Raw genomic sequence first — 14,134 nt, forward strand, 5'->3', positions numbered from 1 at the left:
CCAGCCAGCAGCGCTCGACCCGAAGGCGTCAGCCGGGCATTCTTATGCACGTTCATCCGGGGTCTCCCGGTCAGAGGTTGGAGCTTCGCAACCCCACTCTCTCAACCCGATCCCGGGTGAACAACCTTCGTAGCTTCGACACTTAGGCCCCCGCGACGCCGGGCGGCAAGCGCACGCCACGGATCGCCCGGTCAAATGGCGGCAATCGGCCAGGCCGCGACGCTGAGGCCTGGAGACCCGACGGCGGATCGGCTCATATGCACGGGCTTCCAGGCAAGGATCCCATCCGATGTTCCGTACTGCGCGGCCTGCCGCCGCCCTCACGCTCTCGCTCGCGCTCCTCGGCTGCGCAGCGGGCCAGGCGCTGGGCCAAGGCGTGGACCTGAGTGCGGCCGAGGCCGACCGCGCGGTCCAGGCCGTCCGCTCGACCCCGGGGTTCACCGCCGCCGTGGCGCACCTGGACCGCGACCACGACCGGATCGTCGCCGAGACCATCACCCTGACCGAGATCCCCGCGCCGCCGTTCCAGGAGGCCGCCCGCGCCCGCGCCTACATGGCTATGCTGGAGGCGGCCGGCCTCTCGGACGTGGAGATGGACGCCGAGGGCAACGTCATGGGCCTGCGCCGCGGGACCGGACCGGCCGGCGGCCCTGTGGTGGTGATCGCCGCGCACCTCGACACGGTGTTCCCCGAGGGGACCGACGTGACGGTCCGCCGGGAAGGGACGAAACTCCATGCGCCAGGGATCGGCGACGACACCCGCTCGCTGGCCGTCCTGCTGGGCTATGTCCGCGCCCTGGACGCGGCGAAGCTGACGACGACGCGCGACATCCTCTTCGTCGGCAATGTGGGCGAGGAAGGGCCCGGCGACCTGCGCGGCGTCCGCCACCTCTTCACCCAGGGCCGCTACAAGGACCGGATCGCGGCCTTCTTCTCGATGGACGGGACCTTGGCCCCGCGCATCACCTCCGGCGCGGTGGGATCGCGGCGTTACCGCGTGACCTTCAAGGGACCGGGCGGCCACAGCTACGGCGCCTATGGCCTGGTCAACCCGATGGCCGCCATGGGGACGACGGTGGTCGAGATGAACCGCATCACGACCCCGCTCCGGCCCCGGACCACCTACGCCACCAGCGTCGTCGGTGGCGGCACCAGCGTGAACTCCATCCCCGACGCCATCTGGCTGGAAGTGGACATGCGCTCCGAGAGCCCCCAGGAGTTGGCCCGGCTGGACAAGCAGTTCCTGGCCATCGTGGACGCGGCGGTCCAGCAGGAGAACGCCACCCGCTCCACGGCCGCCGGCCCCGTCAGCGCCGAGGTCAAGCTGATCGGCGACCGGCCCACCGGCGCCACCCGCGAGAACGCGCCCATCGTCCGCATCACCGCCGCCGCGGTCCGGGCGGCCGGCTATTCTCCGATCCTGGGCTCGGGCTCGACCGACTCCAACATGCCGATCAGCCTGGGGATTCCCGCGGTGACCATCGGGTCCGGCGGAACCGGCGGCCGGGCGCACGCCCTGGACGAGTGGATCGACGTGGCGAAGCCCGAGAGCCTCAAGGGCATGACCGTGGGGCTCGCCGCCCTGCTGGCCATGGCGGAGCGATAGGGTGACGCCCGAGGTCGCCGTCATCGGCGGCGGCCCGGCCGGGCTGTTCGCCGCGGAGCATCTGGCCGCGGCAGGGGCCAGCGTGACCGTCTACGAGCGGATGCCCTCGGTGGGGCGCAAGCTGCTGATGGCCGGGCGCGGCGGGTTGAACCTCACCCATTCGGAAGGCTTCGAGGCCTTCGTCGCGCGGTATGGCGAAGCCGCCGCCTGGCTCCGGCCGCATCTGGAGGCCTTCCCGCCCGAGGCGCTCCGGGCCTGGGCCGAGGGCCTGGGCCAGCCGACGTTCGTGGGTTCGTCGGGGCGCGTGTTCCCGATGGCGCTCAAGGCCTCGCCGCTGTTGCGGGCCTGGCTCGCGCGGCTGGCGACGCTGAACGTGACCCTCCGCACCCGCTGGACGTGGACCGGCTGGGACGGCGCGGCGCTGCGGTTCCAGACGCCCGAGGGCGAGGCCACGGTCCGCGCCGAGGCGGTGATCCTGGCGCTCGGCGGCGCGAGCTGGCCCCGCCTGGGCTCGGACGGCGCCTGGGCGGGCTGGGTGGAGGGGACCGCGCCCTTCCGCCCGGCCAACATGGGCTTCGACGTGGCCTGGAGCCCCGTCCTGCAGGGTTTCGCCGGCCAGCCGCTGAAGGGGATCGCGCTGACCTTCGAAGGCCGCGCCGTCCGGGGCGAGGCCATGGTCACGCGCTACGGCCTGGAGGGCGGCGTGCTCTACGCGCTGTCGGCGCCGCTCCGAGACGCGATCTCGGCGCGCGGTTCGGCCACGGTGAGCTTCGACCTGCGCCCCGACATGGGAGCCGACGACTTGGCCCGGCGGCTGGACCGGCCGCGCGGCGGCCAGTCGCTGTCGAACCACCTCCGCAAGGCGCTGAAGCTCTCGCCGTTGGAGACCAACCTGCTTCGCGAGGCCCACGGCAAGGATCTGCCAATGGACCCCGCGGCGCTGGCGGCGGCGATCAAGGCCGCGCCTCTCCGCCTGATCGGCGTCCAGGGCCTGACGCGCGCCATCTCCAGCGCCGGAGGCCTGCGCCTGGATACGCTGGACGAAACGCTGATGCTGAAGGACCGGCCCGGCGTCTTCACGGCCGGCGAGATGCTGGACTGGGAAGCCCCGACCGGCGGCTACCTGTTGCAGGCGACCTTCGCGACCGGGCTGGCGGCGGCGGGGGGCGCCCTCGCCTGGCTCGCTACTCCGCCGCCACCGCCTGGACCGCCGGCCACGGGTCGACCGTGACGCGGCGCATGTGGCGGCGCTGGCCGGGGTAGTCGTTGAGGGCGAAGTGCCAGACCGAGCGGTTGTCCCAGAAGGCCACCGCCCCCTTCGTCCAGGCGAAGCGGCAGGTGAAGCCCTCGTAGCGGCAGTGATTGAAAAGATAGTCCAGCAGGGCCTTGGATTCGCTGGTCTTCCAGCCGTCGATCCGCAGGGTGAAGGCGGGATTCACATAGAGCGCCTTGCGGCCTGTCTCGGGGTGGATCAACACCATCGGGTGGACGTACTCGCCCACGTAGCCGTCGGCCTCGGCCACCTGCATCGCGCCGCGCTTCTGCGCCGAATGGCCCTGGGCGGAATATTCGCGGCTGGCGGAATGGACGGCGCTCAGGCCGTCCAGCGTGGCCTTGAGGCCGGGTGAGAGGGCGTCGTAGGCCGCCGCCTGGCTGGCGAAGAGGGTGTCGCCGCCCCACTCCGGCAGTTCGACCGCATAGAGGATCGAGCCGATGGCCGGGGTCTTCAGGAAGCTCATGTCCGAATGCCAGCCGCCGCCGAAGTTGATCCGGTCCGCGGGCTCCTTGATGATCTCCATCACCTCGGGATGGCCGTCCATGCCCTGGACGTAGGGGTGGATGTTGAGCGGGCCGAAGCGGCGGCCGAACGCCGTCTGCTGCGCTGGCGTCAGGTCCTGGTCGCGGAAGAAGACCACCTGGTGCTCGACCAGCGCCCGGCGGATCGCCGCGATGGCCTCTTCGGGCAGGTCGGCCGACAGGTCCACGCCCGAGATCTCGGCCCCCAGCGCGCCGGCGACACGGCGGATCTTGAGGTTCTGCGGCATCGGACGGCTCCCGGCAGGCGGCATGCTATGCTCCCAGAATAGGGAGACGCCGCCAGATGGACAATTCCACGGCCCGCTTCGACGCCGACGCCCATGCCGGTGCGATCCGGGCGCAGGGCTTCACCGTGATCCCCGACTTCATGGAAGCCGCCACGATCCAGGCCGTCCGCGACGCGCTGGCTCCCTATCGCGACACCCACCGCGGCCGCAACGACTTCGAGGGGTTCCGGACCGAGCGCATCTACACCCTGGTCGCCCGCGGCAAGGTGTTCGAGGCCCTGGCCGAGGACGCCCGCGTGCTGGCCCTGATGGACCGCCTCCTGCTCCCCGGCTACCTGCTCACCGCCAGCCAGGCGATCCGCATCGACCCGGGCGAGACGGCGCAGGATATCCATTCCGACGACGGCTTCTACCGCATGCCCCGGCCGCGGGCGGCGCTGAGCTACACCCTGGTGGCCGCGGTGGACGCCTTCACCCAGGCCAACGGCGGCACCGAGGTGATCCCCGGCAGCCACCTGTGGGACGTCGAGGAGGTGGAGCGCCGCAAGGCCGCGCCCGGCGGCCTGGAGGCCCTGTTGCAGCCCATGGAGATGCCCGCCGGCGCCTGCGTCGTCTTCGCCGCAACCCTGCTCCACCGCGGCGGGGCCAACACCACCGACCGGCCACGACAGGCCCTCACCAACCAGTATTGCGAACCCTGGGTGCGGCCGCAGGAGAATTGGTTCCTCGCGATCCCGCGCGAGCAGACGCAAGGGATGTCCGAGCGCCTGCAGCGCCTGCTGGGCTACGAGATCTGGCCGCCCTTCATCGGCATGGTCACCGCCTCGCATCCGCTGAAGACCCTGGAGCCCGGCTGGGTCCCTCCCGTGGCGGCGCAGCGGCCGTCGTTCTGACGGTCGCCGTCAGCCCAGGTTCCGCCGGAACAGCGAGAACAGCCGTTCCCAGTGTCGCTCGGCCGCCGGCTTGTCGTAGACGGCGCGCTGCGGGAAGGCGAAGCCGTGGTGGACGCCGGGATAGACCTCGACCTCGGCGTTCGCGCCTGCCGACTTCAACGACGCGTCCAGCGCCTCGACCATCTCCAGCGGCGCATAGGTGTCGTGCTCGGCGCAGGCGAAGTAGAGCTCGGCGGGCGTCTTCTGGGCGGCCAGGTGCGGGCTGTCGGGGCGGTCGGTGACGAGCTGCACGCCGTACAGCGAGGCCGCACAGGCGATCCGCTCGGGATGGCGGGCGGCGGCGTTGATCGCATACTGACCGCTCATGCAGTAGCCGATGGCTCCGGCCGGACCCGGACTGGCGGCCGGATCGCGGTCGGCGAAATCCAACAGGGCGTCGGCGTCGTCCATCACCATCGGGATGTTGATCGAGCCCATCAGGTCGAACATCCGCGCCCGCGCCTCGGCCTCGGGCAGAGGCGGCAGGTCGGCCAGCTCCATGACGCCGCGGCGATAGTAGAGGTTGGGCAGCATCACATAGTGGCCAGCGGCGGCGATCCGGCGGGCCATGTCGCGCAGCTCCTCGCGGATCGCCGGGGCGTCCATGAAGAACAGCACGATCGGATGCGGCCCGTCCCGCTCGGGATGGACGATGAAGGTGGTGGTCTTCCCGTCCTTGGTGGGGATGTCGACGGTCTGCTCGATCATGGGCCTACACCAGGGCGCCGGGCGCGATCCCCAGCTCCTTCAGGAACGGTTCGGCGTAGTCGATGCGCCCGGTCATGGTCTTCGGATCACCGCTGGCCAGGCGGTAGACGGCCTCGGCGATGTATTCGATGGGCTGCACGCGGTCCTTGGTCTGTTCGTTGATCAGGCCGTGGACGGCCACGCCGGGGGTGTCCACCAGGCCCGGCGACACGACGTTGACGGCCACGTTGTCGTCGTAGACCTCGGAGGCCAGGCCGGTGGTGAAGCGCTCCAGCGCCGCCTTGCACATACCGTAGACCGTGCCGCCGCCGCGCCGGTTGTAGGGTTGTTGCGGATGGATGCCCGCGCCCGACGAGATGTTGACGATCCACCCTTGCCGGCGCTCGCGCATGGACGGCAGGACGAGCTGCGAGAGGTGGAACGGCGCCCACACCTGCACCTCCACCATCAGGTCGAAACGCTTCTTCGGGAACTGCTCCACGGGGATGAAGAACGTCACCGCCGCGTCGTTCACCAGGATGTCGACCGGGCCGTAGGCGGCGACGGCTTCCGCCACCAGGCGCTCGCGCTCGGCTTCGCTGGAGAGGTCGGCCTTGATCGCGGTCGCTTCGCCACCAGCCTCGCGGATGCGGGCGACCGTGCCGGCGAGCGTCCCCGGCAGCTTGCTCTCGCCGTCCTCGGCCGTGCGGGCCGAGACCACGACGCGGGCGCCTTCCATGGCCAGACGCACGGCGATGGCTTCGCCGATCCCGCGGCTCGCGCCCGTCACCAGGGCGGTGCGCCCCTTGAGCGGGCCATTCGGATTCACCGTCGCCATCGTTGTCCTCCCTGACAGGCTGTCGGCCATGACGCCTTTTCTGATTGGCCGACAGCGTCGCTCGGGATGATCCGCAGCGCAATCTCCCTAGCGGACGCCATCCTCGGGGAGAGTCAGGCGGCGAACCGTCAGGTCGTCCACCTCGAGCCTGCCGATGCGCACACGCTTCACGTCGAGCCGGCCGATCACCAGGGCGCCGATGGCCAGCGCTCCGACGGCGAGCGCACCGACGGCCAACGCGGTGAGGATCACGCCACCGGCCGCGGTCGCGCCGACGGCCGTCGCCCCCGCGGCCTGGGCCCTGATCCTCCGGGGCGGAGCGGGCGCGATCATGGCGGTCTCCTTCAGCGGCGGGCGTCGAGCGCCCGACGCACATCGCCGACGACGCTCGACCAGTCGCCCGGCGCGGGCTGCCGGAACAGGCGCATCGAAGCGTACCAGGGACTGTCGTCACGGTCGCGCATCCAGCGCCAGTCGGGATGGAACGGCAGCAGCAGGAAACAGGGCTTGCCCATCGCACCGGCCAGGTGGGCGACGGCCGTGTCGACCGAGACCACCACGTCGAGGTCCGCGATGATCCGGCGGGTGTCCTCGAAGTCGACCGAGCCGGTTGTCGCGGGCGCCAGGCTGCGGACGCCGGGCCAGGCCAGCATCTCCGCCGTGACGTCCTGCGGCAGCGAGCGCCGTGCGTCGTTGACGTGACCCGGATTGCCCGTGGCGACGAGACCGACGCCCCGCCCCTCGCCGGCGCCCGGCAGATAGGGCGCGCCCGACAGGGTGTCGGCCGTCACACCCAGTCGCCAGGGCAGCGAGGCGGCGAGCACCCAGGCGTCATGCCGCGGAATCGACACCGAACCCTCGGCCACCAGCGTTTCGTCGGCGAGCGGTTGCAGAAGGCGGGCCAGGGGCGGGCGACTGCCCAGGGTGACCCGGATGCCGCGCCGTCGCAGGTCGGCCACGAAACGCGCGAACATGATGTGATCGCCCAGCCCCTGCTCCGGCAGCACCAGGAGAGAGCCCACATCCTCGCCCGTCCATTCGGGGAAACTGAGCTGCGGCCTGCGGGCGCCGGTCGGGATACGATCCTCGTAGAGCGGCCAGCCCGCCTCGAAGTCGCCGTTGCGGAGCCGGAGATAGCCCAGCCGGCGCCGGAAATCCGGGTCGTCCGGCCTCGTCGCCAGGGCGTCGCGATAGAGCGCCTCGGCCTCGGCGTACTTGCCCTGCTCCTCCAGCGCGAGCCCCAGGTTCAGGACCACGGGCGCCTGCGGCGGCGGCGCGGCGGCCATCAGGGTGCGGTAGATGGCCTCGGCCTGCGGGAACCGTCCCTGGGCGGCGGCGTCGAACGCCAGCTGGTAGGCCTGGGCGAAGGTGATCCGCTGCGGCGCGGGGGCTTCGGGCTCGGAGGGCTCGGGCGAGGTCGGCTGGGACATGCGCCGCGATCCATGTCCCTGTCCGGGAGCCGTGACAAGCACGGCCTTGTTATGCGGATCGCCCCTGTCGACAAGCCGTCGCCCACCGCACCCTGCGTCAAGCCGCCTTCTGCAACTCCTGCTTCACCCGCTCAGCGAGGGTCTTGATGTCGATGGGCTTCGGCAGGAACGAAACGTTGCGTTCGCCCTCCAGCAGATCCGAGAATTCGCTCTCGGCGTAACCGGAGATGAACATCACCGGCGCCGAGCCCAGGTAGCCACGGGCCTGCTTGAGCAGTTCCGGCCCCTGCATGCCGGGCATGACAACGTCCGAGATCATCAGGTCGATCTCGCCGGCGTGGGCCTCGGCGATTTCGAGGGCTTCCTCCCCGCTGGCCGCCTCGATCACCTCGTATCCGCGCGCCCGCAACAGCTTGGCGGCGACGCCGCGCACGGCGTCCTCGTCCTCGACGAACAGGATGCGGCCGGCGCCCGACAGGTCCCGCGCCGCAGGGCGCTTCGGCGCCGCGGGCGCGGCGACCGAGGCCTCGAGCGCGGGCGCCTCGGCAGCCACGTGGACCGGCAGGAAGATCCGGAACGCCGCCCCTTCCCCGGGCTGGGAAGTGACCGCGATCCAGCCGTCCGACTGCTTCACGATGCCATACACCGTGGCCAGTCCCAGTCCGGTCCCCTCGCCCACCGCCTTGGTGGTGAAGAAGGGCTCGAAGATCTTTTCCTTCACCTCGGCCGGAATGCCGGGGCCGTCGTCGCTCACCTCGATCATCGCGTGGTCGCCGACCGCGCCCGGATAGCCCAGGCCGCGAGCCTCGTCCTGGCTCACCCGCGCGGTCCGGATGCTGATCACGCCGCCCCCGTTCGCGCCACCTGCGTGGCTGCGGATCGCATCGCGGGCGTTGACCACGAGGTTCATCACCGCCGTGTCGAGCTGGCTGCGGTCGGCGCGCACGTGCGGCAGGTTGCGGCCATAGTCGGTGACCAGCCGGATGTCCTCGTGCAGCAGCCGGCGCAGCAGCACCTCGGACTCCGAGATCATCTCGCCCACGTCCAGGATCTCGCGCTGGACGGTCTGCTTGCGCGAGAAGGCCAGCAGCTTGCGGACCAGGTCGGCCGCGCGCATCGACGTCTGCTTGATCTCGTTGAGGCCCTCGTAGGACGGGTCGCCCACCGGATGGCGCGTCGACAGCACGTCGAGTTGCATCAGGATGGCGGTCAGCAGGTTGTTGAAGTCGTGGGCCACGCCCCCCGCGAGTTGCCCTATGGCCTGCATCTTCTGGCTCTGGGAGAGCTGCAGTTCCACCTGCTTCTGCTCCGAGACGTCCACGAGGTAGGCGACCCAGCGCCCGCCGCTCTGCGACAGGTACAGGTGGGCGATGCGGGCCGGATCGTGGGCGAGCCGCACCTCCATCGGGGCGTGGCTGTCGCGATCCGCCGACGAGAGGCGCATGGCGGCGTCCACGCGGCTGGCCGGTTCGATCAGAGCGCCGAAGACCTGGCCGGCCTCCCCGCCCGTCGCCAGGGCCCCCAGCGCCGGGTTGGCCTCGATGATGCGCGCGGCGAAGGGATCCTCTCCCTCCAGCAGCGCGGCGCCGAAGGGCGAGGCCGCGGCGAAGGCGTCGAGCACCTTCGGCGGGGGCGCCTTGGCCGAGGCCACCGCGTTCAGCACCTCCATCGCCGACGACGGCAGGGCCAGAGGGCCGCTTCGGCCCGCCAGGCGGATCAGAAACCGGCGCGGTCCCAGGCGCGACACCAGCGCCTCGCGTTCGACGCCGCCCACCTTGACCGGCGCCCGGCCCAGGTCCCCGCGGCGCGCTGCAGCCAGGGCGCCGAACAGCCCCGAAGCGGCGGCGCCGCTCTTCGGCAGCCGCGGATGCGGGCCCATCGCCTCGCGCCAGGCCGGGTTGCTCGCGACGACGCGCCCGTCGGGCGCGGCCACCGCCGACGGCTCGTCGAGCGCCGAAAGGAACGCCTCGGCGCCCGCCTCCTCCTCGACGGGCTCCTCGGGCGCGCCGCGCAGCACCAGGAGGCCGATGCAACAGACGCCGGCGAGGCCGACCAGCAACAGCACGCCGGCCAACCGCTCGGCGCCCGCGCCCAGAGCGGGCGCCAGGGCCAGGGCCACGGCGACGAGGAAGAAGACGACCGCCAGCGCGATCAAGGGGTCGCTCTTGCGGGTCCTGGCGGAGGGGTCGGCCATGACGGGGGCGGACTCCGGCGAATCGATGGTCAGCATTGTGTCACAAGCCCAACGGCTTAGAGAGGCCGCACAACCTGGCGGGGTCGCCGGTTCTGGGCGGCGTTCAGGATGAAGCCGATGATCTTGGCGACCGCCTCATAGTGCGCCGGCGGGATCATGTCGTCGATCTCCACGGCGGCGTACAGGGCGCGGGCCAGGGGCGGATCCTCGATCACCGGCACGCCCTCCTCCTCGGCGACGGCGCGGATCTTGAGCGCGAGCGAGTCCAGGCCCTTGGCCACGCACACGGGCGCGGCGTCCTCGCCCTGCTCGTAGCGCAGGGCCACCGCGTAGTGGGTCGGGTTCATGATCACCAGGGTGGCCTCGGGCACCGCCTGCATCATCCGCCGGCGCGAACGCTCGTTGCGGATCTGCTTCTGGCGGGCCCTCACGTGGGGATCGCCTTCGGAGTTCTTGTAGTCCTGCTTGACCTCTTCCTTGGTCATCCGCTGGCGGACGAAGAACCGTTGCCGTTGCCAGAGATAGTCCGCGCCTGCGACCGCCAGGGTCAGTCCGGCCACGGCGAAGACCAGCCGCTTCAGCACGTCCAGCATGAAGGGCAGCATCGCCGTCGGATCGAGGGCCGAGAGCGTGGGGAAGACGGGCAGGAAGGGCTTCAGGACCCACCACACCAGCCAGCCGATGACGATGACCTTCACCGTCGACTTCACGAACTGCATCAGGCCTTCGGGGCCGAACAGCCGCTCGAAGCCCTTGCGGGGCGAGACCTTCTTGAAGTCGGGCTTGACCTTGTCGGGGACGAAGCGGACGCCCGACTGGAAGATGTTGGCCGCCGCGCCCGCAATCATGCAGGCGCCCAGGACCGCCGCGAGGATCGGCGCCGCCGCGATCACGGCATAGCGCATCACGTCCAGGCTTCCGCCGCCCTCCAACGTCATGGTTTCGGGCGCGGCCACGAACGGCTTGAGCTGGACCGCCAGGTTCCGGGAGAGCCAGCCGCCTGCCATCAGCACCACGGCCGAAGCCGCCGCCAGAGTGGCGGCCTGGGCCAGGTCCATGGTCTTGGGGACGTCGCCCTTCTCCTTGGCCTTCTCCAGTTTCTGGGGTGTGGCCTCTTCTGTTTTTGATTCCTTTTCGGGCGCTTCGCTCATGGCGTGGCGAAGCTCCCGACGAGATCACGGTAGCGCTCGACCCAGATCATGCCGATCACCCCCAGGCTGAGGGCGAAGATCGACAGGCCCAACAGCACGATCAGGGGGGTCGCGGCGAAGAAGACCTGGAACTGCGGCATGACCCGCCCCACGAGCCCGACCGCGATGTTGAAGATGAGCGAGAAGACGATCACCGGCGCCGCGAGCTGGACGCCGAGCGCGAACGAGCGGCCGAGCGTCTGGATGGCCAGGGCGCCGGCGTCCGCCACCGGAACGGCGCCCCCGAAGGGAAACAGGTCGAAGCTGCGCACGATGGCGGCCACGAACAGATGGTCCAGGTTCGTAGTGAAGATCAGCACGATGCCGATGAGACCCAGGAACGTGCCCACCGTGGTGGAGGGCTGGGCCTGCATCGGATTGGCCGTCTGGGAGAACGAGAGCGTCGTCTGGAGCGACACGATCTCGCCGGCCGTCGCCAGCGAGGTCATGAACAGCCGCAGGATCGCGCCGATCATCAGTCCGATCATCACCTCGCGGATGACGGCGAACGCCAGATCGCCCGCATTCCCCGGCAGCGGAGGCGCCCCGACCGCCACGACGGGAAACAGCATCAGACTGAGCGCGAGCGCGAACGACAGCCGGATGCGCGGCGGAATGAAGGTCTCGCCCAGGCCCGGCAGCAGCATGACGACGGCGCCCAGGCGCGCGAAGACCAGGCCGGCGGCGAAGACCTGCTGCGCGGTGGCGTAGGACTCCATGTCCCGGCCGCCCGCCTACATGCCCGCGATGCGGGCCGCGATGTTGCGCATGAATCCGCTCATCAGCGCGCCCATGAGCGGCATGAAGATGAGCAGCGAGACGAAGATGGCCACGATCTTCGGCGCATAGACGAGGGTCTGTTCCTGGATCTGGGTGAGCGCCTGGAGCAGACCGATGCCCACGCCCACCACCAGGCCCACCAGGAGCACCGGCGCGCAGAGCTGGATGGTCAGCCAGATGGCGTCGCGACCGACGTCCAGAACCTCGGCGCCGCTCATCGAAAACCTCGTCGGAAATCAGGAACCGCCGGCGCATCGGCCGACGGCTCAATCTGGCTCGTCATGGTTAACGAAAGGCTAGAGGCGGCTGACCCAAGCTGACGAACTCGGTGGGATTCGCCCCATCCCGTGGCCCGGGCCCCCTGAAAGCGGATCAGGTCGCCGCGGCGTCCTGCGAGGGTCGCTGGCTGGACCTCGCCGAGATCGACGCGCCCGCGCTCGCCGCGACCATGAGGGCGACCGCCACCCACTGGGCGATGGCCAGGCGCTCGCCCAGCATGATGAAGCCGACCAGCGCGGCGATGGCCGGAGCGCTGCTGGTCACCAGACCGAAGACCCGGCTGGTCAGCCGCTCGAGAGCCTTCATCTCCAGCAGGTAGGGCAAGGCGCTGGAGAGCAGCGCGACCACCAGGCCGAGACTCAGGACGTGTACGCTGAAGAGCTCGCTTCCGGCGGCCGAAAGCCCCGAGGGAACCGTCACGAGACACGCGACGACCATGCCGAGCGCGACGGCCTTCGTGCTCTCCACCTGGGACGCCCGTTTGCCGAAGAGGATGTAGAGCGCCCAACAAAAGGCCGCGCCGGCCGCATAGAGAACCCCCTGCGCATCCAGGGCGGCGCCGGCGCCCGGCCAGGGAACCAGCAGAAGAACGCCCGTCGCCGCGAGCGCCAACCAGAGCAGGTCCCTGGCCGAGCGCGAGCCCAGCAGAACCACGACGAGCGGCCCGGAGACCTCGATCGTCACGGCTATGCCGATCGGGATACGCTCGATGGCCCAGTAGATAAGGAGGTTCATCCCGCCGAGCGCCAGCCCGTAGAGGACAAGCCACGCCACCTGGCCACGATCCAGCCTGGCGGCCCAGGGCCTCGCGATGGCCAGCAGGACTATGGCCGCGATGCTGGTCCGGAGGGCGGCGACCCCTTCGGGGCCGACCTGCGAGAACAACCCCTTCCCCAGGGCGGCGCCGACGTTGATCGACACCTGCGCCGCCAGAACGCCGAACCCTGCCGTCGCCCCCCAGCGCCGCGCCTGGGCGTCGTTCACGTCGCCCCCAGCCCCCGATGGAGGACGAGCGCGTCCACGAAGCCCTCCGTCGGGTGCTCGAAGGCTCCGGGAAGCCGGCCGACGACCGCGAACCCCAGGGACTGCCAGAGCCGGACGGCGCGGACGTTCGTGCTGACCACGAAGTTGAACTGCATCGCCCGGAAGCCGGACGCGCGCGCATGATCGAGGGAATGCGCGCACATGACCCGCGCGACGCCGCGGCCTGCCGCCTCCGCCGCGGTCATGTACCCGCAGTTGCAGACATGGGCGCCGCGGCCGGCCTGGTTCGGTTTGATGTAGTAGGTTCCGACGATCTCGCCTGCGGCCTCGGCGACGAAGGTCTCCCTGTCCGGGCCCAGCCAATAGTCCAGCGCCGCCTGCTCCGGGAGATCCTGCGGGAGGGCGTAGGTCTCGCCGGCGCGGATGGTCGGCCCGATGATGCGCCAGATGGCGGCCGAGTCGGCGGACGTCGCGCGGCGTATGTGGAGATCAGGCCGGGGGCTCATGGCGGCGGACGCTACGAAAGGCGGGCGCCTAAGACTATAGGTGTCGAACGCTTAAGTGTTCGGAGGCGCAGCATGCCCGGGCCTCGCGCCCCGGAAATCGACTACGGGCGGGCGTTCCGGCTCGCTCCCGTAGGGCTCGCGGTCGGCCGGGATCGAACCATCGTCGATTGCAACCTGGCCTTCGCCGACCTGTTTCGCGGCGAGCGCAGGACGCTGGTCGGACAGAGCTTCGCGGCGCTCTATCCGGACGAGCGGCACTATCTCAGCACGGGCGCGCGGGCGGAGCGTGCGCTGCGGGCGCGAGAGACGTTCGCGAACGACCGCGTGATGCGCCGCCTCGACGGGGAGCTCTTCTGGGTGCATGTGCGGGGTCGCGCCCTGCGGCCGGACGCGCCGCATCGGGATACGCTCTGGGTGTTCACCGAGATGTCTGGCGCGCACGCGGCGCGCAATGCGCCAAGCGCGGCGCTCACGGCCCGCGAACGCGACGTGGCGACGATGTTCGTCGACGGAAGGACCGCGAAGGAGGCGGCCCTGGCGCTGGGGATCAGCCCGAGGACGGTCGACATCTACCGGTCGCGGCTGCTGCGGAAGTTTGGGGTCGCGAGCACGCGAGAACTCGTCACGCGGCTTCTGAGCGGCTAGCGGAGGCCTTCCGAACCT

Annotated in this window: 15 protein-coding genes; 4 read left to right on the top strand and 11 right to left on the bottom strand. The window is 70.6% G+C overall.

Annotation, left to right across the window (positions count from 1 at the left end):
- Nucleotides 1-289: 289 nt before the first annotated feature.
- On the top strand, nt 290-1,606 hold the full coding sequence (locus WG212_RS14480) for a M20/M25/M40 family metallo-hydrolase (protein ID WP_337187818.1): 1,317 nt from the start codon (nt 290-292) through the stop codon (nt 1,604-1,606).
- Between the two features lies 1 nt (nt 1,607).
- Complete coding sequence (locus WG212_RS14485; protein ID WP_337187819.1) at nt 1,608-2,837, top strand: TIGR03862 family flavoprotein; 1,230 nt, start codon at nt 1,608-1,610, stop codon at nt 2,835-2,837.
- On the opposite strand, the gene WG212_RS14490 is transcribed toward WG212_RS14485, so the two are convergent.
- Nucleotides 2,791-3,651: a TauD/TfdA family dioxygenase gene (locus tag WG212_RS14490; protein WP_337187820.1), complete on the bottom strand. Its 861-nt coding sequence runs from the start codon at nt 3,649-3,651 to the stop codon at nt 2,791-2,793. The two genes, WG212_RS14485 and WG212_RS14490, sit on opposite strands and share 47 nt — an antisense overlap.
- Before the next feature lie 56 nt (nt 3,652-3,707).
- Between WG212_RS14490 and WG212_RS14495 the strand changes: the two genes are divergently transcribed.
- The gene (locus WG212_RS14495; protein ID WP_337187821.1) at nt 3,708-4,544 is read left to right on the top strand and encodes a phytanoyl-CoA dioxygenase family protein; all 837 of its coding nucleotides are present in this window, start codon (nt 3,708-3,710) and stop codon (nt 4,542-4,544) included.
- A gap of 9 nt (nt 4,545-4,553) precedes the next feature.
- Here the strand turns inward: WG212_RS14495 and WG212_RS14500 are convergent, their stop codons facing one another.
- The 10 genes from WG212_RS14500 to WG212_RS14545 all read right to left on the bottom strand — a co-directional run bounded on the left by WG212_RS14500 (nt 4,554) and on the right by WG212_RS14545 (nt 13,471).
- Nucleotides 4,554-5,291: a dienelactone hydrolase family protein gene (locus WG212_RS14500; RefSeq protein WP_337187822.1), complete on the bottom strand. Its 738-nt coding sequence runs from the start codon at nt 5,289-5,291 to the stop codon at nt 4,554-4,556.
- Nucleotides 5,292-5,295: 4 nt separating this feature from the next.
- A complete protein-coding gene (locus WG212_RS14505; protein ID WP_337187823.1) occupies nt 5,296-6,108 on the bottom strand; it encodes an SDR family NAD(P)-dependent oxidoreductase in 813 nt (270 codons plus the stop codon).
- An 87-nt stretch (nt 6,109-6,195) separates the two neighbouring features.
- A complete protein-coding gene (locus WG212_RS14510; RefSeq protein WP_337187824.1) occupies nt 6,196-6,441 on the bottom strand; it encodes a hypothetical protein in 246 nt (81 codons plus the stop codon).
- A gap of 11 nt (nt 6,442-6,452) precedes the next feature.
- Entirely contained in the window at nt 6,453-7,538 is a 1,086-nt protein-coding gene (locus tag WG212_RS14515; protein WP_337187825.1) for a tetratricopeptide repeat protein, read from the bottom strand.
- Between the two features lie 97 nt (nt 7,539-7,635).
- Nucleotides 7,636-9,732, bottom strand: a complete 2,097-nt coding sequence (locus tag WG212_RS14520; protein WP_337187826.1) for an ATP-binding protein — start codon at nt 9,730-9,732, stop codon at nt 7,636-7,638.
- A 56-nt stretch (nt 9,733-9,788) separates the two neighbouring features.
- The gene (flhB, locus tag WG212_RS14525; RefSeq protein WP_337187827.1) at nt 9,789-10,883 is read right to left on the bottom strand and encodes a flagellar biosynthesis protein FlhB; all 1,095 of its coding nucleotides are present in this window, start codon (nt 10,881-10,883) and stop codon (nt 9,789-9,791) included.
- Entirely contained in the window at nt 10,880-11,641 is a 762-nt protein-coding gene (gene fliR, locus WG212_RS14530; RefSeq protein WP_337187828.1) for a flagellar biosynthetic protein FliR, read from the bottom strand. Before fliR ends, flhB begins: the two co-directional genes overlap by 4 nt.
- 15 nt (nt 11,642-11,656) lie before the next feature.
- Complete coding sequence (gene fliQ / locus WG212_RS14535; protein WP_293376072.1) at nt 11,657-11,920, bottom strand: flagellar biosynthesis protein FliQ; 264 nt, start codon at nt 11,918-11,920, stop codon at nt 11,657-11,659.
- Between the two features lie 154 nt (nt 11,921-12,074).
- Complete coding sequence (locus WG212_RS14540; protein ID WP_337187829.1) at nt 12,075-12,965, bottom strand: EamA family transporter; 891 nt, start codon at nt 12,963-12,965, stop codon at nt 12,075-12,077.
- Nucleotides 12,962-13,471, bottom strand: a complete 510-nt coding sequence (locus tag WG212_RS14545) for a GNAT family N-acetyltransferase (protein WP_337187830.1) — start codon at nt 13,469-13,471, stop codon at nt 12,962-12,964. The genes WG212_RS14540 and WG212_RS14545 overlap by 4 nt, the downstream gene beginning before the upstream one ends.
- A 72-nt stretch (nt 13,472-13,543) precedes the next feature.
- Between WG212_RS14545 and WG212_RS14550 the strand changes: the two genes are divergently transcribed.
- On the top strand, nt 13,544-14,116 hold the full coding sequence (locus WG212_RS14550; protein ID WP_337187831.1) for a PAS and helix-turn-helix domain-containing protein: 573 nt from the start codon (nt 13,544-13,546) through the stop codon (nt 14,114-14,116).
- Nucleotides 14,117-14,134 lie beyond the last annotated feature (18 nt).

The organism is Phenylobacterium sp., from assembly GCF_037189685.1.
Classification (GTDB): domain Bacteria; phylum Pseudomonadota; class Alphaproteobacteria; order Caulobacterales; family Caulobacteraceae; genus Phenylobacterium.